The 19,875-nt window shown below is 66.2% G+C and carries 22 protein-coding genes; 8 read left to right on the top strand and 14 right to left on the bottom strand.

Annotation, left to right across the window (positions count from 1 at the left end):
* Window positions 1-16: 16 nt before the first annotated feature.
* The 7 genes from ilvC to KBW98_RS16520 form a co-directional block, all read right to left on the bottom strand.
* Window positions 17-1,033 carry a ketol-acid reductoisomerase gene (gene ilvC, locus KBW98_RS16490; protein ID WP_211521244.1) on the bottom strand — a complete coding sequence of 339 codons (1,017 nt, stop codon included), beginning with the start codon at window positions 1,031-1,033 and terminating at the stop codon, window positions 17-19.
* A 74-nt stretch (window positions 1,034-1,107) separates the two neighbouring features.
* Complete coding sequence (ilvN, locus tag KBW98_RS16495) at window positions 1,108-1,599, bottom strand: acetolactate synthase small subunit (protein WP_211521245.1); 492 nt, start codon at window positions 1,597-1,599, stop codon at window positions 1,108-1,110.
* Window positions 1,599-3,326 (bottom strand): acetolactate synthase 3 catalytic subunit, encoded by a 1,728-nt coding sequence (locus KBW98_RS16500; protein ID WP_211521246.1) that lies wholly within the window; start codon window positions 3,324-3,326, stop codon window positions 1,599-1,601. Before KBW98_RS16500 ends, ilvN begins: the two co-directional genes overlap by 1 nt.
* A 532-nt stretch (window positions 3,327-3,858) precedes the next feature.
* Window positions 3,859-4,749 carry an ABC transporter permease gene (locus KBW98_RS16505; RefSeq protein ID WP_211521265.1) on the bottom strand — a complete coding sequence of 297 codons (891 nt, stop codon included), beginning with the start codon at window positions 4,747-4,749 and terminating at the stop codon, window positions 3,859-3,861.
* Window positions 4,749-5,564 carry an ABC transporter ATP-binding protein gene (locus KBW98_RS16510; RefSeq protein ID WP_211521247.1) on the bottom strand — a complete coding sequence of 272 codons (816 nt, stop codon included), beginning with the start codon at window positions 5,562-5,564 and terminating at the stop codon, window positions 4,749-4,751. The genes KBW98_RS16505 and KBW98_RS16510 overlap by 1 nt, the downstream gene beginning before the upstream one ends.
* Before the next feature lie 2 nt (window positions 5,565-5,566).
* Window positions 5,567-6,571 carry an ABC transporter substrate-binding protein gene (locus KBW98_RS16515; protein ID WP_211521248.1) on the bottom strand — a complete coding sequence of 335 codons (1,005 nt, stop codon included), beginning with the start codon at window positions 6,569-6,571 and terminating at the stop codon, window positions 5,567-5,569.
* An 11-nt stretch (window positions 6,572-6,582) separates the two neighbouring features.
* The gene (locus KBW98_RS16520; RefSeq protein ID WP_211521249.1) at window positions 6,583-7,458 is read right to left on the bottom strand and encodes a TauD/TfdA family dioxygenase; all 876 of its coding nucleotides are present in this window, start codon (window positions 7,456-7,458) and stop codon (window positions 6,583-6,585) included.
* 235 nt (window positions 7,459-7,693) lie between these two features.
* Between KBW98_RS16520 and KBW98_RS16525 the strand changes: the two genes are divergently transcribed.
* From KBW98_RS16525 to KBW98_RS16540, 4 genes are read left to right on the top strand one after another with little or no spacing between them, the layout of a single operon-like run.
* Window positions 7,694-8,263: an RNA polymerase sigma factor gene (locus KBW98_RS16525; protein ID WP_211521250.1), complete on the top strand. Its 570-nt coding sequence runs from the start codon at window positions 7,694-7,696 to the stop codon at window positions 8,261-8,263.
* On the top strand, window positions 8,260-8,655 hold the full coding sequence (locus KBW98_RS16530; protein WP_211521251.1) for a DUF3619 family protein: 396 nt from the start codon (window positions 8,260-8,262) through the stop codon (window positions 8,653-8,655). Before KBW98_RS16525 ends, KBW98_RS16530 begins: the two co-directional genes overlap by 4 nt.
* Window positions 8,652-9,410: a DUF3106 domain-containing protein gene (locus KBW98_RS16535; protein ID WP_211521252.1), complete on the top strand. Its 759-nt coding sequence runs from the start codon at window positions 8,652-8,654 to the stop codon at window positions 9,408-9,410. The genes KBW98_RS16530 and KBW98_RS16535 overlap by 4 nt, the downstream gene beginning before the upstream one ends.
* On the top strand, window positions 9,397-9,936 hold the full coding sequence (locus KBW98_RS16540) for an RDD family protein (RefSeq protein ID WP_211521253.1): 540 nt from the start codon (window positions 9,397-9,399) through the stop codon (window positions 9,934-9,936). Before KBW98_RS16535 ends, KBW98_RS16540 begins: the two co-directional genes overlap by 14 nt.
* Window positions 9,937-9,948: 12 nt before the next feature.
* Here the strand turns inward: KBW98_RS16540 and sugE are convergent, their stop codons facing one another.
* Entirely contained in the window at window positions 9,949-10,269 is a 321-nt protein-coding gene (gene sugE, locus KBW98_RS16545; RefSeq protein WP_211521254.1) for a quaternary ammonium compound efflux SMR transporter SugE, read from the bottom strand.
* Window positions 10,270-10,356: 87 nt separating this feature from the next.
* Here sugE and KBW98_RS16550 point away from each other — a divergent pair, with 87 nt between their 5' ends.
* The 4 genes from KBW98_RS16550 (at window position 10,357) to KBW98_RS16565 (ending at window position 14,647) form a co-directional block, all read left to right on the top strand.
* The gene (locus KBW98_RS16550; protein WP_211521255.1) at window positions 10,357-11,268 is read left to right on the top strand and encodes a LysR family transcriptional regulator; all 912 of its coding nucleotides are present in this window, start codon (window positions 10,357-10,359) and stop codon (window positions 11,266-11,268) included.
* A gap of 125 nt (window positions 11,269-11,393) precedes the next feature.
* A complete protein-coding gene (gene nhaA / locus KBW98_RS16555) occupies window positions 11,394-12,611 on the top strand; it encodes a Na+/H+ antiporter NhaA (RefSeq protein ID WP_211521256.1) in 1,218 nt (405 codons plus the stop codon).
* Between the two features lie 13 nt (window positions 12,612-12,624).
* Window positions 12,625-13,953: a TrkH family potassium uptake protein gene (locus tag KBW98_RS16560; protein WP_211521257.1), complete on the top strand. Its 1,329-nt coding sequence runs from the start codon at window positions 12,625-12,627 to the stop codon at window positions 13,951-13,953.
* A complete protein-coding gene (locus KBW98_RS16565; protein ID WP_229429238.1) occupies window positions 13,943-14,647 on the top strand; it encodes a TrkA family potassium uptake protein in 705 nt (234 codons plus the stop codon). Before KBW98_RS16560 ends, KBW98_RS16565 begins: the two co-directional genes overlap by 11 nt.
* Before the next feature lie 4 nt (window positions 14,648-14,651).
* Here the strand turns inward: KBW98_RS16565 and KBW98_RS16570 are convergent, their stop codons facing one another.
* The 6 genes from KBW98_RS16570 to hscA all read right to left on the bottom strand — a co-directional run bounded on the left by KBW98_RS16570 (window position 14,652) and on the right by hscA (window position 19,781).
* Window positions 14,652-15,341, bottom strand: a complete 690-nt coding sequence (locus KBW98_RS16570) for an RNA pseudouridine synthase (protein ID WP_211521258.1) — start codon at window positions 15,339-15,341, stop codon at window positions 14,652-14,654.
* Window positions 15,341-16,372, bottom strand: a complete 1,032-nt coding sequence (gene ltaE, locus KBW98_RS16575) for a low-specificity L-threonine aldolase (protein WP_211521259.1) — start codon at window positions 16,370-16,372, stop codon at window positions 15,341-15,343. Before ltaE ends, KBW98_RS16570 begins: the two co-directional genes overlap by 1 nt.
* A 4-nt stretch (window positions 16,373-16,376) precedes the next feature.
* Window positions 16,377-17,255, bottom strand: a complete 879-nt coding sequence (locus KBW98_RS16580; RefSeq protein WP_211521260.1) for an SAM-dependent methyltransferase — start codon at window positions 17,253-17,255, stop codon at window positions 16,377-16,379.
* Window positions 17,242-17,436: a Fe-S cluster assembly protein IscX gene (gene iscX, locus KBW98_RS16585; RefSeq protein WP_211521261.1), complete on the bottom strand. Its 195-nt coding sequence runs from the start codon at window positions 17,434-17,436 to the stop codon at window positions 17,242-17,244. Before iscX ends, KBW98_RS16580 begins: the two co-directional genes overlap by 14 nt.
* Window positions 17,437-17,447: 11 nt before the next feature.
* Window positions 17,448-17,789: an ISC system 2Fe-2S type ferredoxin gene (gene fdx, locus KBW98_RS16590; RefSeq protein WP_211521262.1), complete on the bottom strand. Its 342-nt coding sequence runs from the start codon at window positions 17,787-17,789 to the stop codon at window positions 17,448-17,450.
* Window positions 17,790-17,891: 102 nt separating this feature from the next.
* The gene (gene hscA / locus KBW98_RS16595) at window positions 17,892-19,781 is read right to left on the bottom strand and encodes a Fe-S protein assembly chaperone HscA (protein WP_211521263.1); all 1,890 of its coding nucleotides are present in this window, start codon (window positions 19,779-19,781) and stop codon (window positions 17,892-17,894) included.
* Window positions 19,782-19,875 lie beyond the last annotated feature (94 nt).

Here is a 19,875-nt window from a genome sequence, read left to right on the forward strand (position 1 = left end):
ACCAGCATGGCTGGACTTAGTTCTTCGACTGGTCCACCAGCTTGTTCTTGGCGATCCACGGCATCATCGCGCGCAGCTTGGCGCCGACTTCCTCGATCGGGTGCTCGGCCGTCAGGCGGCGGCGCGAGATCAGGGTCGGTGCGCCGGCCTTGTTCTCGAGGATGAAGCTCTTCGCGTATTCGCCGGTCTGGATGTCCTTCAGGCACTGGCGCATCGCTTCCTTGGTCTGCGCGGTCACGACGCGCGGGCCGGTGACGTACTCGCCGTATTCCGCGTTGTTCGAGATCGAGTAGTTCATGTTGGCGATGCCGCCTTCGTAGATCAGGTCGACGATCAGCTTGAGCTCGTGCAGGCACTCGAAGTAGGCCATTTCCGGCGCGTAGCCCGCTTCGGTCAGGGTCTCGAAGCCGGCCTTGATCAGCTCGACGGCGCCGCCGCACAGGACGGCCTGCTCGCCGAACAGGTCGGTCTCGGTTTCTTCACGGAAGTTGGTTTCGATGATGCCGGCGCGGCCGCCGCCGTTGGCCATGGCGTAGGACAGCGCGATGTCGCGCGCGGCGCCCGACTTGTCCTGGTAGACCGCGACCAGGTGCGGCACGCCGCCACCCTGCTTGTAGGTATTGCGCACGGTGTGGCCCGGGGCCTTCGGTGCGACCATGATCACGTCGAGGTCGGCGCGCGGCACGACCTGGCCGTAGTGGACGTTGAAGCCGTGGGCGAAGGCCAGCACGGCGCCCTGCTTGGCGTTCGGCTCGACGTTTTCCTTGTAGACCTGGGCGATGTTCTCGTCCGGCAGCAGGATCATGATGAGGTCGGCGTTCTTGACCGCCTCATCGACCTCGGCGACCTTCAGGCCGGCCTGCTCGACCTTGTTCCACGAGGCGCCGCCGCGGCGCAGGCCGACGGTGACGTTGACACCGGATTCGCTCAGGTTCTGGGCGTGCGCGTGGCCTTGCGAGCCGTAGCCGATGATGGCGACGTTCTTGCCTTTGATGAGGGAGAGGTCGCAGTCTTTGTCGTAGAAAACTTTCATTTTTTGATCCTGTATGTTTTGGGCAGTTCAGTTATGTGTACGCGTCGGCGGCGAAGCCGCCAACCCTACGATGTTCAAACCTTGAGGATGCGCTCGCCGCGGCCGATGCCGGAGCCGCCGGTACGGACGGTCTCGAGAATGGATGCGCGGTCGATGGCGTCGATGAAGGCGTCGAGCTTGGTCTTGGCGCCCGTCAGTTCGATCGTGTAGGTCTTCTCGGTCACGTCGATGATGCGGCCGCGGAAGATGTCGGCGGTGCGCTTCATTTCTTCGCGCTCCTTGCCGACGGCGCGCACCTTGATCAGCATGAGCTCGCGCTCGATGTGCTGGCCTTCGGTCAGGTCGACCACCTTCACCACCTCGATCAGGCGGTTCAGGTGCTTGGTGATCTGCTCGATGATGTCGTCCGAGCCGGAAGTGACGATCGTCATGCGCGACAGGGTCGCGTCTTCGGTCGGCGCCACGGTCAGGGTCTCGATGTTGTAGCCGCGCGCCGAGAACAGCCCGACCACGCGCGACAGGGCGCCGGCTTCGTTCTCGAGGAGGACGGAAATAATGTGTCGCATTACAGGTCCTCCGAGCCGAGCAGCATTTCATTCAGGCCTTTGCCCGCCTTGACCATCGGCCAGACGTTCTCGCTCTGGTCGGTGATGAAGTTCATGAACACCAGGCGGTCCTTCATGGCGAAGGCTTCGCGCAGCGAACCCTCGACGTCGCCCGGCTTCTCGATGCGCATGCCGACGTGGCCGTAGGCCTCGGCCAGCTTTTCGAAGTCCGGCAGCGAATCCATGTAGGACTCGGAATAGCGCGAACCGTAGTCGATTTGCTGCCACTGGCGCACCATGCCCAGGAAGCGGTTGTTTAGGAGGATGATCTTCGGCGTCAGATGGTACTGCTTGCAGGTCGCGAGCTCCTGGATGCACATCTGGATCGAACCCTCGCCCGTCACGCAGGCGACGGTGGCGCCCGGGTTGGCCATCTGCACGCCCATGGCGTAAGGCAGGCCCACGCCCATGGTGCCCAGGCCGCCCGAATTGATCCAGCGGCGCGGCTTGTCGAAGCCGTAGTACTGCGCGGCCCACATCTGGTGCTGGCCCACGTCCGAGGTGATGAAGGCGTCGCCGCCGGTCACCTTGTACAGCTGCTCGATCACGGACTGCGGCTTGATCAGCTCGTCGGACCTGGCGTAGCCCAGGCAATCGCGGCCGCGCCATTCGGCGATCTGCTTCCACCAGGCCTGCAGGGCGTTGGTGTTGGTCGACGTGGTGCTGGCGTCGAGCTGCGACAGCAGTTCCACCAGCACGTCCTTGACGTTGCCGACGATCGGGATGTCGACCTTGACCCGCTTCGAGATCGACGAGGGGTCGATGTCGATGTGGATGATCTTGCGCGGATTGGTCGCGAAGTGCTTGGGGTTGCCGATCACGCGGTCGTCGAAGCGGGCGCCGATGGCGATCAGGACGTCGCAGTTCTGCATCGCCATGTTCGCCTCGTAGGTGCCGTGCATGCCCGGCATGCCGACGAAGTGCGGGCTGGTGGCGCGCGAGGCGCCCAGGCCCATCAGCGTGTTGGTGACCGGGAAGCCGAGCTTGTCGACCAGGCGGTTCAGTTCGTTCGACGCATTGGCCAGGATCACGCCGCCGCCCGCGTAGATCATCGGGCGTTCGGCTCCCTGGAGCAGCTGCACGGCCTTGCGGATCTGGCCCGCGTGGCCCTTGTCGACCGGACGGTACGAACGCATCTCGATTTCGCGAGGGTAGTCGTACACGCACTTGTGCATGCTGATGTCCTTCGGGATGTCGACCAGCACGGGACCGGGACGGCCGGTGCGGGCGATATAGAAGGCTTTCTTGATGGTCGAGGCCAGCTCGCGCACATCCTTGACCAGGAAGTTGTGCTTGACCACCGGGCGGGTGATGCCGACGGTGTCGCATTCCTGGAAGGCGTCCTGGCCGATCGCGTGGCTCGGCACCTGGCCGGAGATCACGACCATCGGGATCGAATCCATGTACGCGGTGGAGAGGCCGGTGACGGCATTGGTGACGCCCGGACCCGAGGTCACGAGGGCGACGCCCACGGTGTTCGAGCTGCGCGAATAGGCGTCGGCGGCATGGACCGCGGCCTGTTCGTGGCGAACCAGTACGTGCTGGAATTTGTCCTGCTTGAAGATGGCGTCGTAGATGTAGAGGACTGCCCCGCCCGGATAACCGAAGACGTGCTTGACGCCCTCCTCCGCGAGACAACGCACCACTATCTCAGCGCCCGTGATGGGGACGGCTGAATCGTTACTCATGTTCATTCCTTTCAAGACCCAGAGGGAGATTGATCGGATGCCCGTTCCTAACGAAACGCGTCTCGCGCGACAGTGCTCATGCTTCCCTTCTTTCTGCGTGCACGCGGATGTTTCAGGCCACCGTAGGGTCCTTACGCAAACGCGCTGGGCGCAACTCGTTCAGCTTGAGTGTCTGTAGCGGTCGATCGCATCTCTCACGCTTGTGGCGCGGGTTGGAGCAAACTGCCTACAAATGAAAGCGCGTCAATGATCCGGACAGGGCCTTGTGTGCCGATTCCGGTTGACTTGGGGCTTCGAGGGTGCAAAGCGTTCTACACCTTACCGCGCTGCACCATTTTGGTCAAGGAGATAATTCCAAAAAAAGACGTAGGGTGGACGGCTCTGCCGTCCACGCGGGATACGTACCGTGTCCGCACCACGTCCACGCCGGCGATGGTTGAACGCGTGGACGGGAAACCCGTCCACCCTACGGATGACTTTGCGGCCAACTTTCACCGTAGCGCGGGCCGCGTCGGCGGCATAGCCGCCAACCCTACCGCTGCATGCCCCAGCGGCGGACCGTCAAGCGCTCCAGCGTCTGGAAGATCGCCGCCTCGACAGCCAGGCCGATCAGGATGACCGCCGCCAGCCCCGCGAACACCTTGTCGGTGAACAGCTCGTTCCGGCTCTGGAAGATATACCACCCCAGCCCACCCTGTCCCGAGGTGCTGCCGAACACCAGCTCGGCCGCGATCAGGGTGCGCCAGGCGAAGGCCCAGCCGATCTTCAGCCCCGACAGGATGGGCGGCAGCGCAGCCGGGATCAGGATCTGCACCACCATGCGCAAGCCACCCAGGCCGTAGTTGCGGCCCGCCATGCGCAAGGTGTCCGGCACCGAGCGAAAACCCGCGCTGGCGTTCAGGGTCAGCGGCCACAGCACCGAATGCACCAGCACCATCAAGAGGCTGCCCTTGCCCAGGCCAAACCACAGCAGCGCCAGCGGCAGCAGCGCGATGGCCGGCAGCGGGTTGAACATCGCCGTCAAGGTGTCGATCAGCTCGCGTCCCCAGCGGTAGGAGACGGCCAGCCAGGTCAGCAGGAAGGAGCCCAGCACGCCCAGGAGAAAGCCCTGGAGCAGCACGGCCAGCGACACCTTCACATAGCCGAACAGCTCTCCCGACAGCAGGCCCTCGAGGAAGGCGCGGCCGGTCTGGAGGGCGCCCGGCAGCAGCAGGTCGTTGCCGAACCAGCGCGCCAGCCCCTCCCACAGCACGGCCAGCGCCAGCAGGATGCCCAGCTTGCGCAGCCGGCCGAGATCCGGCAGCGCAAAAGAGGCCGTCCGGGTCGCGGGACCCGGAGCGGCCAAACCAGGAGACACCCCGAGGGGTTCGCTTGCTTCAACTACGTATTCCGGACGCACCGGCGGTTCGCGAAGCGTCGTCATCATTGCACTGCAACAGCCGGGTGATGGGCAGGCGCCGCCGGCTGCCCGAACAGCAGCCCGTGGATGCGCTGGGTGGCCGCCTGGAATTCCTGGCTGCCGGCGCTGGCCAAACTGAACTGGTGGCTATTGAGCTCGGCGCGCACCCGGCCCGGATGGGGCGACAGCAACAGGATGCGGTTGCCCACCACCAGCGCCTCTTCGATCGAATGGGTGACGAACAGCATGGTGAAGCCGATTTCCTCCCACAGCGCCTGCAGTTCTTCCTGCATGCTGCGGCGGGTGAGCGCGTCCAGGGCGGCGAAGGGCTCGTCCATCAGCAGCACGGCCGGCTGCATGGCCAGGGCCCTGGCGATCGCCACCCGCGCCTTCATGCCGCCCGAGAGCGTGTGCGGATAGGCGTCGGCGAAGCGCGCCAGCCCGACCTTGCCCAGCCAGTGACGGGCGCGCCCGTCCGCCTCGCCACGCTTGACGCCGCCGGCCAGCATCGGGAACATCACGTTCTCCCGCACCGTCTTCCAGGGCGGCAGCTGGTCGAATTCCTGGAACACGACGATGCGATCCGGCCCCGGGCCCGTGATCGGCTTGCCCGCCAGGCTCAGGCTGCCCGCCTGTGGCCTGATGAAACCGCTGGCCGCCTTGAGCAGGGTCGACTTGCCGCAGCCCGAGGGCCCCAGCAGCACGAAGCGGTCGCCGCGCCAGACCTCGAAGCTGACGTCGCTCGTTGCGCGCACGGTCCCGTGCTCGCCCTGGTATTCCAGGGTGAGGTGCTCGGCCCGCAACAGGGGCTCGGAGGCCACCAGATTCAAGGGGCTCATGCTCAGCTCCCGGTCTCTAGCGCCGGATGGGCGAAGAAATAGTCGCGCCAGCTGGCGGGCTTGTTCCTGATCGCGCCCACCTGGTGCAGGAACTGCGCCAGGACCAAGGTATTCTGCGGCGCCACCTTGAACTGCACTTTCGGGTCCTTGATGACCTTCACCAGCAGCGCCCGGTCGATGTTGCCCTTATTGACGCGCAGGAAGGCGTCGGCCGCCGCTTCCGGATTGCTGGTGGCCAGCCGGGCCGCCTCGCCCAGGGCGTCGATGAAGGCGCGGTAGGTCTTCGGGTTTTCCTTGACGTATTTCTCGGTGGCGTAGAGCACGGTGGCCGAGCTCGGTCCGCCCAGCACCTGGTAGGAATCGAGCACCACGTGGGCTTTCGGGTTGGCGGCCAGTTCCTGGTCCTGGAAAGGCGGATTGCCGAAGTGGGCGTTCAGCTCGGTCTTGCCGGCGATGATGGCGGCCGCCGCGTCCGGGTGCGGCACGGTCTGGGTGATCGGGTCGAGTTTCTTGTACTGCGCGGCGCCCCACTGCTTGCTGGCGGCCAGCTGCAGGATGCGCGCCTGCACTGACACCGTCACCGCCGGCAGCGCGATGCGGTCCTTGTCGCTGAAGTCGGCGATGCTCTTGACCGCCGGATTGGTGCTGACCAGGTAATACGGGAAATTGCCGAGCGAAGCGACGGCGCGCACGTTCTGGCGGCCGGTGGTGCGGTCCCAGATGGTGAACAGCGGGCCCAGGCCGGCGCCTACCACGTCGACCGAGCCGGACAGCAGGGCGTCGTTGGTGGCGGCCCCGCCGGACAGCTTGACCCAGTCGACGTCGATGTCGACGCCATGCTTCTTGCCGTGCTTTTCGATCAGCTTCTGGTCCTGGGCCACGTTCAGCAGCAGGTAGACCACGCCGAACTGCTCGGCGATGCGGATCTTGCCTTCGGCTTGCGCGCTCATCGGCACAGCCAGGGACAGCGCCGCGGCGAGGGCGGCGATTTTCTTCAGGTTCGTCATGCTTTCCTCGTTCAGAAGGGGATGTCGCCTGCGATCGTCGTGCGGTACAGGGTGCGGCGCAGGTGCTTGGGGCAGCCGGTGGCCAGGTGCTGCAGCGAGCGGTTGTCCCAGAACACCATGTCGCGTGGCTGCCACTGATGGCGGTAGATGCATTCCGGGCGGACGCTGAGCGGGAGCAAAACGTCCAGCAGCTCGCGGCTGGTCTCCTCGGACACGCCCAGGATGCGGGTCGTGAAGTGTTCGCTCACGAACAGCGCGCGCAGGCCGGTCTCGGGGTGGGTGCGCACCACCGGGTGGCGCACCGGCCGGACCTCGTCGATCTGGGCCTGGGTCAGCTTGGGGCGCCAGGGGTTGCGGCGCTGGAGTTCCTCGTAGCGCGCCAGGTACCAGTGCTCGGCCTGCAGGCCCTCGACCTCGCGCTTGAGCCAGGTGGGCAGCAGCTCCCAGGCCAGGTGCTGGTTGGCGAACAGGGTGTCGCCGCCCTCGCCCGGCAGCTCCTGGGCATGCAGCATCGATCCCAGGCTCGGCGTCTCCTTGTAAGAGAGGTCGGAATGCCAGAAGTGGCCGGCGTCGCCCAGACCGATCGGCTGGCCGCCCTCGATCACGTTCGAGATCACCAGTACTTCCGGCTGCTGCGGCAGCTGGAACTGGCGCAGCACGTGGATCTGCAGTTCGCCGAAGCGGCGGCTGAAGGCCACCTGCTCGGCCGGCGTGATGTGCTGGTCGCGGAACACCAGCACGTGGTGGTCGAGGTGGGCGCGGTGCAGGCGGCGGAAATCCTCGTCGCTGACCGGGCGCGACAGGTCGAGGCCGACGACTTCGGCCCCCAGCGGGCTGCCGGCGAAGGGATGGATGGCGAAAACCTGGCGGTGGGAATCGAGAGGCATGATCGTCTGTCTTGATGGATGGTTTTTCCAGAATAGCCACGCACTATTGGCCGGACAACGAATCATTTCGTGTATGAACATGCAGTTTTTGCACTGCCGCGCCGTGCCGCTTTCCGCTACGGCAAGCGTCCGCTTTGTTCGCCGCTGCGCAATTCCGGTGCATACCCGGTGGTTTTTTGCTAGGATTCGTCAGTTTTCCTTAAGGCAGAGCAAGAAAGCACTCCCCTGAACCCGCATGGCCACAGACAAAGAACTTAACGACTTCCTCGAGAATGTCGAACGGCGTGCGTTCAAGCAGGCGGTGTATGCGGTACGCAAGGACGAGGCGGCCCTGGACATCGTCCAGGACGCCATGATCAAGCTGGCCGAGAAATACGGCGACAAGCCGGTCAACGAACTGCCGATGCTGTTCCAGCGCATCCTGCAGACCACCATCCTCGATTACTTCCGCCGCGAAAAGGTGCGCAACACCTGGGTCAGCCTCTTCTCCGGCTTCAGCGGCAAGGATGGGGATGATGATGATTTTGATATACTTGCTTCGTATGAAGCCGAGGAAGGATCGGCCGCTGCGGAGTCGAGCGCGGACCAGCTCGAGCGCGCCCAGACCTTGCGCCTGATCGAAGAAGAAGTACAAAAACTCCCGGGACGTCAACGGGAAGCCTTCCTCATGCGTTACTGGCAGGATATGGACGTGGCCGAAACGGCCGTAGCGATGGGTTGCTCCGAGGGTAGCGTCAAGACACATTGTTCCCGCGCCACCCACGCCCTCGCCGATGCGCTCAAGGCCAAGGGAATCAAATTATGAACACCGACGACATCAACCTGGCGTACAAGATACGCCACGCGCTGAACGAACAGCTCGACGCAATGCCGGCCTCGACCACCGACCGGCTGGCCCAGGCGCGCGCGCGCGCCATGGCGCGCAAGAAACCGCATGCGCCCCAGCAGGCGGTGCGCACCGGCTGGTTCGACTTTGGCGTCCTGCTGAGCGGCCAGGCCCTGTCGCGCGTCGCCGTGGCCGTGCCGCTGCTGGCCCTGGTGATCGGCATGGGCGGGGTCTACCAGCACGAGCAGCAACAAAAACTGGCCGAACTGGCCGACATCGACGCGGCCGTGCTGGCCGACGAACTGCCGCTGACCGCCTACCTCGACACCGGGTTCAACGCCTACCTGGAGTCGCAGCAGCGCCAGCAATGACGAAAAACGCTTCGAAGCCTCGCCTTGCCCTGTTGGGAACGGCGGCGGCGGTCCTGGTGGCCGGCGCCATCGCCTGGGTCATCGTGGACCGGGCCGGCTCTTCCCCGGCGACACCGGCTTCGGCAGCGCTGGGCACCCCGGGCGGCAAGCCGGCCCCGAAGTCGCTCGACAAACCCCTGTGGCGCGACCTGTCGCCGGCCCAGCGCACGGCGCTGGCTCCGCTGCAGGCCGAATGGGACCACCTGGAAGGCATGCGCAAGCGCCGCTGGCTCGAACTGTCGGAACGCTTCAGCTCCATGAGCCCGCCGGAACAGCAGCGCGTGCACGAGCGCATGCGCCAGTGGATGAAACTCACTCCCCAGCAGCGCAACCTGGCGCGCGAAAACTTCAGCAAGGCGCGCAACCTGGCGCCGGGCGAGAAGACCGCCACCTGGGAAAGCTATAAACAACTGTCCCCGGAGCAAAAGCGCAAGCTGGCCAAGTCGGCTGCCCGCAAGCCGAGCCCGGTTGCCCTGCCGGAATCGCCGACCCTGGTCATTCCGACCAGCTGCCCGCCGAACACCACCCGCCGCGGGGCTTCCTGCATCACGATCCCGACACTGGATGCGTCCGGCGTCGCCGGCGCCGCCGCACCGGCCGCGGCGCCGGCAAGCACGGCGTCCGCGACGCCTGCCGCAGGCGCCGTCCCGTCGACGCCGGCCACGCCGCCGGCCGCCCAGCCCACCGTTCCCCAGCCCACGAATGCAAGCAACTAGCACCGTCGACGCCGCCGCGCCCGCTTCCTCGCAGTCCCCCACCCCGACGATCAGGCGGCGCGTGCTGGCGATGGTCTACGAAGCTTTCCTGCTGCTCGCGGTCGAGATGCTGGCGGTGCTGCTCTACCTGCTCCTGACCGGCAACCGCCAGGAGCCCGCCTACCAGCACGGCCTCAAGGCCTTCCTGTTCGTGGTGACGGCAGCCTATTTCATCTGGTGCTGGGTCGACAGCGGCCACACCTTGGCCATGAAGACCTGGCGCATCAAGCTCGTGCAGCCCGGGCATGCGCGCCTGCCATGGCGCACCGCCGTGGTCCGCTTCCTGCTGGCCTGGGGCTGGGTCGCGCCGGCCCTGCTGGTCTGCGGCGCCCTGGGCCTGCATGCCAAGGGCCAGATCGCCATCGCCCTGCTCGTCGGCGTCGCCGCCTGGGCCCTCACCGCCTTCCTCGACAAGGACCGCCAGTTCCTGCACGACAGGCTGGCCGGGACCCGCCTGGTATCCCTGCCCAAGCGCACCCGCAACTGAAGCGCGGCCGGCTCAGGCCGGCGTGACGAACTTCAGTCCCACGATCCCCGCGCCGATCAGCGCAATGCAGGCGATGCGCGCCAGCGAGGCCGATTCGCCCAGGAACACCATGCCCGCGATGGCCGTGCCCACGGCCCCGATGCCGGTCCAGATCGCGTAGGCCGTCCCCACCGGCAAGGTCTTGAGCGCGTGGCCCAGCAGGACGATGCTCAGCACCATCGCGAGCACCGTGCCGACCGTCGGCCAGAGCCGCGTGAAGCCCTCCGTATACTTCAGGCCGATCGCCCAGCCGATCTCGAACAGCCCTGCCGCCAACAGCGATAACCACACCATGATGCTTCCTTTCCTCATAAGCGAAGGCGCCAGCTTACCGAGGGCTCGGTGAAAGAAAAAGTCAGGAAATATCAGTAGAATTGATAGATGGCTTTCGATCTCGACAACCTGCGCGTCTTCCTGGCCGCCATCGACCATGGTTCCTTCTCCGCCGCCGGGCGCGTGCTGGGACGGGTGCCTTCGGCCGTCAGCATGGCCATCGCCAACCTGGAGGCCGAGCTGGGCATGGACTTGTTCGACCGCGGCGGCCGTGAACCCAGGCCCACCGCCGGCGCGCAGGCCCTGCTGCCCCAGGCGCGCCTGCTGGTGGAACAGCTGCAGCGCCTGAACAACCACGCGCTGTCGCTGACCCGCGGCCTGGAGACCTCGCTGACCATCGCCATCCTGCCCGAACTGCTGGCGGCCGCCGCCTGGAGCGAGGCCCTGGCCACCCTGGGCGTGGAATATCCGCTGCTGGAAATCGAAGTGCTGAGCGCGCCCCAGTCCGACGCGCTGGCAATGGTCCAGAGCGGCCGCGCCCAGCTGGCGCTGGTGTTCGAACGCTACGGCATGGATGCGCGCGAGGCTTTCCAGGAAGTGGCCGAGGAACGCCTGGTGGCCGTGGTCGCGCCCACCCACTCCATGCTCGGGCGCGCCGATGCGCAAGCCATCCGCGACGCCGACCTGCTGGCCGAGCGCCAGATCGTGGTGGCCGGGCGCGACAGCGTCCAGGTCGACAAGCGCATCGCCATCTCGCGCCTGCAGTGGCGCACCGACGATCCGGTGGCCGCCCTTTCCTTGGTCAAGGCCGGCCTGGGCTGGGCCTGGCTGCCCTCCGGCTTCGTGCGCGACCCGCTGGAATTGGGCGAGCTGGTCGAGATTCCGGCCGCGAACTTCACCAATGTGCTGCGCTTCTTCGTCGACGTGATCTGGACCGCCGAACGGCCGCTGGGACTGGCAGCCCTGCGTTTCATCGAGTTGCTCGATCAGAAGCGCGTGCGGACGCAAGCTGCGTCCTGAGCGCAGTTGTCCATATGCCACTAGTCCGCTATACTCGGATCAGGGTGTGCATGCGATGAGCGCATGACAGGATAAGCGATGGTCGGGCCGCCACGCCGCTCATTTGCGACCATCAGCGAGACGCCATGCCCACGATACAACAAGCCCTCTCCCTTACTTTCCAGCGCTTCTTTCATTCGAAGAAGGCCGGCGGCATCGTCCTGATCCTGTGTACCTTCGTTTCGCTGGCCGTGGCGAATTCCGGCTACGGCGAGGCCTATGTCGGGTTCTGGCACGGCAAGGTGGCCGGCCTGAGCGTCGAGCACTGGGTCAACGACGGCCTGATGGCGATCTTCTTCCTGCTCATCGGGCTGGAACTGGAGCGCGAACTCTACAACGGCGAATTGTCGGACCTCCGCAATGCCATGCTGCCGCTGATCGCGGCGCTGGGCGGCGTCGGCGTACCGGCACTGATCCACTACCTGTTCAATGGCGGCACGTCCATGCAAGCGGGCATCGGCATCCCGATGGCGACCGACATCGCCTTCGCCCTGGGGGTGCTGGCGCTGCTGGGCAGGAGCGCGGTGCCTGCGTCGCTGAAGATCTTCCTCACCGCGCTCGCCGTGATGGACGACCTGGCCGCCATCGTCGTCATCGCGATCTTCTACACCAGCGACCTGTCCTTCGCCTACCTGGCCGGAGCGCTCGCCGTGTTCGGCCTGCTGCTGTGCATGAACCGTATTCTGAAAGTCATGTCGCTCCTGCCCTACCTGGCCGGCGGGGCGCTGATGTGGTTCCTGATGCTGAAGTCGGGCGTGCATGCGACCATCGCGGGGGTTCTGCTGGCCTTCACCATTCCCTACTCCGCGCGCCAGGACGACGCGACCTCGCCGTCGCACCGGCTGGAAAATTTCCTGCACGTGCCGGTGTCCTTCCTGATCCTGCCGGTGTTTGCCCTGGCCAATACCGGCATCGTCATCGGCGCCGGCGCCGCGGCGGCGCTCGCCACATCCAACAGCCTGGGCATCATGACGGGCCTGGCGCTCGGCAAGCCGCTGGGCATCACCGCCTTCGCGTTGGGCGCGGCGGCGCTCGGCCTGTGCCGGCTGCCGGCCGACCTGTCCTGGCGCCATATCCTCGGCGCGGGCCTGCTGGGCGGCATCGGCTTCACGATGTCGATCTTTATCACCAACCTCGCATTCCCCGGCAACGGCGCACTGATCGACGGCTCGAAGATGGCGATCCTGCTCGCCTCGCTGGCGGCCGGCATCCTGGGTTTCTTCTGGCTGAAACTGTTCGGCCGGCCGTTGCCGACGGATGCCGACACCGAGACCATGGATTTCCACGTCGAGCATCCACGGTGAGCCTACGCGCCGCATGAAAGCCGTCCTCCATCCGGCGCGCGCGGTCGCCCTGGGCTTCCTGGCCGCCATCCTCGCCGGGACGGCCCTGCTGATGCTGCCGGCGGCGCGCGCCGGCGACGGCGCCGCGCCCGTGATAGCCGCTTTCTTCACCTCGGTGTCCGCGGTCTGCGTGACCGGGCTGACCGTGGTCGATACCGGAAGCTACTGGTCCACCTTCGGCCAGTCGGTGATCATGGTCTTGTTCCAGCTGGGCGGCTTCGGCATGATGACGGCCGCTACCCTGCTCGGGCTGATGGTCAATCGCTCGCCCCGGCTGCGCACGCGCCTGATGACCCAGACCGAATCCCATTCGCTCGGCATGGCAGACATCGGCAACGTGGCGCGGCTGGTACTGGGCGTCACCATCGCCTCGCAGCTCCTGCTGGCAGTCATCTTGTGCCTGCGCCTGCGCTTTGCGTATGGCGAGGGATGGGGCGAGGCGGCCTGGAACGGCTTGTTCCACGCAGTGTCCGCGTTCAACAATGCGGGATTCTCCATCCATGCCGACAGCCTCGTGCGCTATTCGGCCGACGTCCTGATCCTGCTGCCGGTCATGCTCGCTGCGATCGTCGGCGGCATCGGGTTCCCGGTCCTGAACGACCTGCGCCTGCAGTGGCGCGACCCGCGTCACTGGTCGCTGCATACCAAGCTGACACTGGTGGGTACGCTGGCGCTGCTGGTGCTGGGCACCCTCGGGGTACTGCTGTTCGAATGGAACAACGCGCGCACTCTCGGCCCCATGGCGTTCGGAGACAAGCTGCTGTCGAGCGCCTTCATGTCGGCGGCGTCGCGCGCCGTCGGTTTCAACGCGATCGACATCGGAGCGCTGAGCCACGAGACCTGGGCCCTGCATTACTTCCTGATGTTTGTCGGCGGCGGCAGCGCCGGCACGGCGGGCGGCGTCAAGGTCGGCACCATCGTCGTCCTGGCCCTGCTGGTGATCGCGGAGGTGAAGGGGCGCCGCGACACCGAGGCATTCGGCCGCCGGGTCGGCGCCTCGGCCCAGCGCCAGGCGATCACGGTGCTGGTGCTGGGCAGCCTGACGGTGGTGCTCGGCACCATGGTCATGTTGCGCTTGACCGACCTGCCGCCGGCCAAGGTCATCTTCGAGGTCGTGTCGGCGTTCGGCTCTACCGGCCTGTCGACCGGGATCACGGCGCAGTTGCCCGTATCCGGACAGCTGGTGCTGACGGTGTTAATGTTCGTAGGCAGGGTGGGCACCATCACCATCGCGACTTCCCTCGTCCTGGGGGAAAGGCGCATGCCGTACCGCTATCCGGAGGAGCATCCAATTGTTGGGTAGGATTTTTACTGAGCAGTTCGCGTTTTCCGCGAGCGACAGCGTGGTCGTCATCGGCCTGGGGCGCTTCGGCGGCGCGGTCGCCCAGTCGCTCATGCGGCTTGGACACGACGTCATGGGGATCGACCACCGCGAAGACCTGGTGCAAGTGTGGGCGGACCGCCTGACACACGCGGTGCAGGCCGACGCCACCAACGAGAACACCATGCTGCAGCTGGGCGTGGCGGACTTTTCGCATGCCATCATCGGCATCGGCTCGGACCTCGCGGCCAGCCTGATGACCCTGATGGTGCTGACCGAACTGGGCATCAAGGACATCTGGGTCAAGGCCATGTCGCCCGAGCACGGGCAGATCGCCCAGCGCATCGGCGCCCATCACGTGATTTATCCGGAGGCGGACATGGGAGCCCGCGTGGCGCACCAGATCACGGGGCGCCTGATGGACTTCATCGAATTCGAGGATGGTTTCGCCATCGCCAAGATCCATGCGCCCGACCTCACTCACCACAAAACGCTGGCGGAAGCGCATGTGCGCTCGCGCTTCGGCGTGACCGTGGTGGGCGTCAAGCGCCTGAACCAGGATTTCGAGCACGCGCTCGGCGAGACCCGGATCCTGCCGGGCGATCTCCTGATCGTTTCCGGGCCGACCAAGAAGATCGAGCTGTTCGCCGGCGAAAACAAGAAGGTGCGCAGTTAGCGCATCAGAACCGCTCGGTGTCGGGCAGATAGCGCCAGTGCCCCACCGGCAGGCCGGCAAGGGGAATGCTGCCCACACGCAGGCGGCGGATGCTGCGCACTTGCAGGTCGACTGCGGCGCAGGCGGCCTCGATCTTGCCGGCCCCGACGTTCTTGCCGGCGACGCGCAGGCGCGTCTCGTTCTGCCAGCTGGCCTTGAAGTGGCGATTGAGGCCCGCCAGGCCCTCGCCCGCGATCTCGCCCTCGACCTCGACCACGTATTCCTGCTCGATGCGCGACGCGTCTTCGACCAGCTTGCGCAGCACGCGCCAGTCCTGGCTGTAGACCACCAGGCCGCTCGCTTCGCGCGCCAGCGGCGTGGCGAGCGTGATCTTGTGCAAGTGGCGGCGCAGGAAACGCTGGCCGCCCCGCCCTTCCTGGACCAGGGTCTCGGGCGTGATGAGCGCCAGCGCGCCCTCGGCGGCGTCGACGCCGGCCGGCTTGTGCAGCAGGATGGTGACAGGCAGCGGCTCGATTGCCGTGGCGCCGGGCAGCAGGGCTACGGCCTGGTCCGGGTTTACGCGGGTGGCCGGGTCTTCGCTTACTTCGCCGCCGACCGTCACCCAGCCGCCCGCGATATAGCGTTCGGCTTCGGCGCGCGAGCAGCCCTTGATTTCGGCCACGCGCTTGGCCAGGCGGATGCCGTCCTCGCTCATCACGCCTGCCAGTTCGCGAAGAATGCCTGGAATACCTCGACGGTGCGGGCCACGTCGGCGGCGCTCACGTCCAGGTGGGTCACGAGGCGGGTCTTGGGACCGATGGAGGCGCGGATGCGTTCGCGCGCCAACGCCTGGCGCAGCGGCTCGCAGGCCGCGGCGGGAATGTCCATCCAGAAGATATTGGTCTGGGGCGTGCCGACGTTGAGCTGTTCGATCGCTGCCAGGCCGCGCGCCAGTGCGGCGGCGTTGTCGTGGTCCTCGGCCAGGCGCTGCACGTTGTGTTCCAGCGCGTACTGCGCCGCGGCGGCGATGACGCCGGCCTGGCGCATGCCGCCGCCCAGCATCTTGCGCCAGCGCTTGCCCTGCTCGATGAAGGCCTTCGGGCCCAGCAGCACCGAGCCGACCGGGGCGCCCAGGCCTTTCGACAGGCAGACCGAGACGGTGTCGAAACCGGCGACCGCCGCGCGCAGGCTGAGGCCCTGCTTCACGGCGGCGTTGGCGATGCGTGCGCCGTCGAGGTGGGTGGCGAGGCCCCTGGCGTGCGCTAGCGCGGTGGCGGCGGCGATGTAGTCCTGGCCCAGCACGCGCCCGCCGATGGTGTTTTCCAGCGCCAGCAGGCGGGTACGGGCGAAGTGCATGTCGTCCGGCTTGATGTAGGCTTCGATGTCCGCAAGCGCGATCGAACCGTCCGGCTGGTTGACGATCGGCTGCGGCTGGATGCTGCCCAGCACCGCGGCGCCGCCGCCTTCGTACTTGTAGGTGTGCGCTTCCTGGCCGACCAGGTATTCGTCGCCGCGGCCGCAGTGGGTCATCAGGGCGATCAGGTTGGTCTGGGTGCCGCTCGGCGCGAACAGGCCCGCTTCAAAGCCGAACAAATCGGCCGCGTAGTCCTGCAGACGGTTGACCGAGGGGTCGTCGCCGTACACGTCGTCGCCGACCTCGGCGCCCGCCATCGCGGCGCGCATCGCCTCGGACGGCTGGGTCACGGTGTCGCTGCGCAGGTCGATCCACTTGTCCATCTTGCTCATCGTCTTATTCCTGGTTGGCAGTGTAGAAGCGTTCTTGCATTTCCTGCAGGCCGAGTTCGGACAACACCTCGCCCAGGCGCTCGGCCGGGCGGCGGCGCGGCAGGTTCTTGTAGGTGGCGACGATCAGCTCGTTCTTCATCGAGTGCTCCCAGCCCACCAGTTCCGTCACCGTCACCTGGTAGCCATGTGCTTCGAGCTGCAGGCAGCGCAGCACGTTGGTCAGCTGGCTGCCGAATTCGCGGGTGTGGATCGGGTGGCGCCAGATCTCGGTCAGCGCGCTGCGGCCCAGGTCCTTGCCCTTGTTCTTGCGCAGCACGGTCGCGACCTCGGCCTGGCAGCAGGGCACCAGCACCATGTGCTTCGCTTTCTTCTTGAGCGCGAAGTCGATGGCGTCGTCGGTGGCCGTGTTACAGGCGTGCAGCGCGGTGACGATGTCGATGGTCTCGGGCAGCTTGCTCGATGTCGTCGATTCCGCCACCGACAGCGGCAGGAAGGACATGCCCTTGAAACCCAGGCGTGCCGCCAGTTCGGTCGATTTCTGCACCAGCTCTTCACGGGTCTCGATGCCGTAGATGTGCGAGCCGTCCTGCAAGTCCTTGAAGAACAGGTCGTACAGGATGAAGCCGAGATAGGACTTGCCGGCGCCGTGGTCGACCAGGGACACGCCCTGCTTCTCGTTCTGGACGTCCTTGAGCAGCGGCTCGATGAAGTTGTACAGGTGGTAGACCTGCTTCAGCTTGCGCCGGCTGTCCTGGTTCAGCTTGCCGTCGCGGGTCAGGATGTGCAGCTCCTTGAGCAGCTCGACCGACTGGCCCGGGCGGACTTCCGGCGGCAGTTCTGGAACCGCGGCCGGGGCTTTCCTTGCTTGATTAGCGTGCTTCATCGATCCATGCAGCCTGGATGGCTTCCAATACGCGTTCGCCGCCGCGGGTGCGGTCGTCGTCGAATTCCTCGAGCGCCACGACCCAGTTGTGCAGGTCGGTGAAGCGGATCGCGGCCGGATCGACGTCCGGGTATTTCTCGTAGAGGGCCTCGGCGATGGCCTGCACGTCAGTCCATTTCATGGCTGGTGAGCTCAGTGGCTTTTCTCTGCTGCGTGGTTGATGGTGTACTTCGGGATCTCGACGACCAGGTCTTCCTCGGCCACGATAGCCTGGCAGGACAGGCGCGAGTTCGGCTCCAGGCCCCAGGCCTTGTCGAGCATGTCCTCTTCCTTTTCTTCCTGCTCGTTCAGCGAGTCGAAGCCTTCGCGCACGATCACGTGGCAGGTCGTGCAGGCGCAGACGCGGTCGCAGGCGTGTTCGATCTCGATGTCGTTGTCGAGCAGGACGTCGCAGATCGACTTGCCCTGCGGGGCTTCGAGCACGGCGCCTTCGGGGCAGAACACCGGGTGGGGGAGGATGACGATTTGTGGCACTTGGGTTACCTCGTTGATGTGTTACTGCTATTGTGTGCTGTCTTAGTTAGCTCGTCGTTCCGGCGAAGGCCGGGACGACGATTCAAGCGGTAGTGGGACGAATCAGACCTCGTCCAGCGACTTACCCGCCAGGACCTTGCGCACGCTCTTGTCCATGCGCTTGGCCGCGAAGTCCTCGGTGCCCTTGGCCAGCGCCTGCACCGCGTCGTGCAGCGCATTCTGGCGCGCGCCGGATTCCACGGCCGCGTCTTGCGACATGGCCACCGCATCGCGCACGCCCTGCTCCAGCCTGGCGATCGCGGCGCGCTCTTCCTCGCTCAGCAACTCGCCGTCCGCGTCCAGCGCCGACTGGGTCGCCAGCAGGATGCGTTCCGCCTCGACCTGCTCTTCGCGCAGCGCGCGCGCCTGCATGTCGCCCTGGGCCGAGCTGTACGAATCCTGCAGCATGCGCGCCACCTCGTCGTCGCCCAGGCCGTAGGACGGCTTGACCGTGATCGAGGCTTCCACGCCCGAGCGCATCTCGCGCGCCGATACCGACAGCAGGCCGTCCGCGTCCACCTGGTAGGTCACGCGGATGCGCGCCGCGCCGGCCGCCATCGGCGGAATGCCGCGCAGCTCGAAGCGCGCCAGCGAACGGCAGTCCGAGACCAGCTCGCGCTCGCCCTGCACCACGTGCACCGCCAGCGCGGTCTGGCCGTCCTTGAAGGTGGTGAATTCCTGCGCACGGGCGCAGGGAATCGTCGAATTACGCGGAATGATCTTCTCGACCAGGCCGCCCATGGTCTCGATGCCCAGCGACAGCGGGGTCACGTCCAGCAGCAGCCAGTCGTCGCCCTCGGCGCGGTTGCCGGCCAGGAGGTTGGCCTGGATGGCGGCGCCCAGCGCCACCACCTTGTCCGGGTCGATGTTCGCGTGCGGGATGGTGTGGAAGAAGTCCGACACCGCGCGGCGCACGTGCGGCATGCGCGTCGCGCCGCCCACCATCACCACGCCGTCCACGTCCTCGACGCTGACACTGGCGTCGCGCATGGCCTTGCGGATCGCGTTCATGGTCTTGGCGACCAGGTGCTTGGTGATCTCGGCGAAAGTGTGGGCGTCGATCGTCACCTGCACGATCTCGCCCGATTTCAGGATCGCCTCGACGGTCGTTTCGTCATTGGTAGACAGCAGTTCCTTGGCCTGGCGCGCCTTGACCATCAGGGTCGCGGTGTCCTGCTCGGACAGCGGGGCCAGCTTGGCCTGCTCGACGATCCAGCAGAACAGGCGGTGGTCGAAGTCGTCGCCGCCCAGAGCCGAGTCGCCGCCGGTGGACAGCACTTCGAATACGCCCTTGGACAGCTTGAGGATCGAGATGTCGAAGGTGCCGCCGCCCAGGTCGTAGACCGCGTAGACGCCTTCCTTGCCGTGGTCCAGGCCATAGGCGATGGCGGCGGCGGTCGGTTCCGACAGCAGGCGCAGCACGTTCAGGCCGGCCAGCTGGGCCGCGTCCTTGGTGGCCTGGCGCTGGGCGTCGTCGAAATAGGCGGGCACGGTGATCACGGCGCCGACCAGCTCGTCGCCGAGCGAATCCTCGGCGCGCTGGCGCAGGGTGGCCAGGATCTGGGCCGAGGTCTCGACCGGGCTCTTGATGCCGGCGATCGTGTTGATCTGGACCATGCCGGGGCCGTCGACGAAGTCGTAGGGCAGGTTCTCGGCGTGGGCGATGTCCTTCAGGCCGCGGCCCATGAAGCGCTTGACCGAGACGATGGTGTTCTTCGGGTCGGTGGTCTGGTGGGCCTGGGCCTTGAAGCCGATGTTGGCGTTGCCGTTGGCCAGGTAGCGCACAACCGATGGCAGCAGCGAGCGGCCGTCCTCGTCGCTGAGCACTTCGGGGCTGCCGCTGCGCACGGTGGCCACGAGGGAGTTGGTGGTGCCCAGGTCGATGCCCACGGCCAGGCGGTGCTGGTGGGGGGCGGTGGACATGCCGGGTTCGGCGATTTGGAGGAGTGCCATAGTCGTGTTACCAGATATTGTTTTTGTGGGCCGGGACGGATGTGGATTCGGTAGGGTTGGGGGGGGGGGGGGGGGCCGCCCCCCCGCCCCCCCC

The sequence above is a fragment of the Massilia sp. ST3 genome (assembly GCF_018119405.1).
In the GTDB taxonomy this organism is placed as follows: domain Bacteria; phylum Pseudomonadota; class Gammaproteobacteria; order Burkholderiales; family Burkholderiaceae_D; genus Telluria.

Excerpts from the sequence above, each read along its gene's own strand:
- KBW98_RS16535 (WP_211521252.1), top strand. The coding sequence starts at position 8,652 with ATGACGAAAAACGCTTCGAAGCCTCGCCTTGCCCTGTTGGGAACGGCG.
- KBW98_RS16530 (WP_211521251.1), top strand. The coding sequence starts at position 8,260 with ATGAACACCGACGACATCAACCTGGCGTACAAGATACGCCACGCGCTG.
- KBW98_RS16580 (WP_211521260.1), bottom strand. The coding sequence starts at position 17,255 with ATGAAGCACGCTAATCAAGCAAGGAAAGCCCCGGCCGCGGTTCCAGAA.
- KBW98_RS16500 (WP_211521246.1), bottom strand. The coding sequence starts at position 3,326 with ATGAGTAACGATTCAGCCGTCCCCATCACGGGCGCTGAGATAGTGGTG.
- KBW98_RS16560 (WP_211521257.1), top strand. The coding sequence starts at position 12,625 with ATGAAAGCCGTCCTCCATCCGGCGCGCGCGGTCGCCCTGGGCTTCCTG.
- KBW98_RS16525 (WP_211521250.1), top strand. The coding sequence starts at position 7,694 with ATGGCCACAGACAAAGAACTTAACGACTTCCTCGAGAATGTCGAACGG.
- ilvC (WP_211521244.1), bottom strand. The coding sequence starts at position 1,033 with ATGAAAGTTTTCTACGACAAAGACTGCGACCTCTCCCTCATCAAAGGC.
- KBW98_RS16570 (WP_211521258.1), bottom strand. The coding sequence starts at position 15,341 with ATGAGCGAGGACGGCATCCGCCTGGCCAAGCGCGTGGCCGAAATCAAG.
- hscA (WP_211521263.1), bottom strand. The coding sequence starts at position 19,781 with ATGGCACTCCTCCAAATCGCCGAACCCGGCATGTCCACCGCCCCCCAC.
- KBW98_RS16510 (WP_211521247.1), bottom strand. The coding sequence starts at position 5,564 with ATGAGCCCCTTGAATCTGGTGGCCTCCGAGCCCCTGTTGCGGGCCGAG.
- iscX (WP_211521261.1), bottom strand. The coding sequence starts at position 17,436 with ATGAAATGGACTGACGTGCAGGCCATCGCCGAGGCCCTCTACGAGAAA.
- nhaA (WP_211521256.1), top strand. The coding sequence starts at position 11,394 with ATGCCCACGATACAACAAGCCCTCTCCCTTACTTTCCAGCGCTTCTTT.
- KBW98_RS16515 (WP_211521248.1), bottom strand. The coding sequence starts at position 6,571 with ATGACGAACCTGAAGAAAATCGCCGCCCTCGCCGCGGCGCTGTCCCTG.
- KBW98_RS16550 (WP_211521255.1), top strand. The coding sequence starts at position 10,357 with ATGGCTTTCGATCTCGACAACCTGCGCGTCTTCCTGGCCGCCATCGAC.
- KBW98_RS16520 (WP_211521249.1), bottom strand. The coding sequence starts at position 7,458 with ATGCCTCTCGATTCCCACCGCCAGGTTTTCGCCATCCATCCCTTCGCC.
- ltaE (WP_211521259.1), bottom strand. The coding sequence starts at position 16,372 with ATGAGCAAGATGGACAAGTGGATCGACCTGCGCAGCGACACCGTGACC.
- sugE (WP_211521254.1), bottom strand. The coding sequence starts at position 10,269 with ATGGTGTGGTTATCGCTGTTGGCGGCAGGGCTGTTCGAGATCGGCTGG.
- ilvN (WP_211521245.1), bottom strand. The coding sequence starts at position 1,599 with ATGCGACACATTATTTCCGTCCTCCTCGAGAACGAAGCCGGCGCCCTG.
- KBW98_RS16540 (WP_211521253.1), top strand. The coding sequence starts at position 9,397 with ATGCAAGCAACTAGCACCGTCGACGCCGCCGCGCCCGCTTCCTCGCAG.
- KBW98_RS16505 (WP_211521265.1), bottom strand. The coding sequence starts at position 4,749 with ATGACGACGCTTCGCGAACCGCCGGTGCGTCCGGAATACGTAGTTGAA.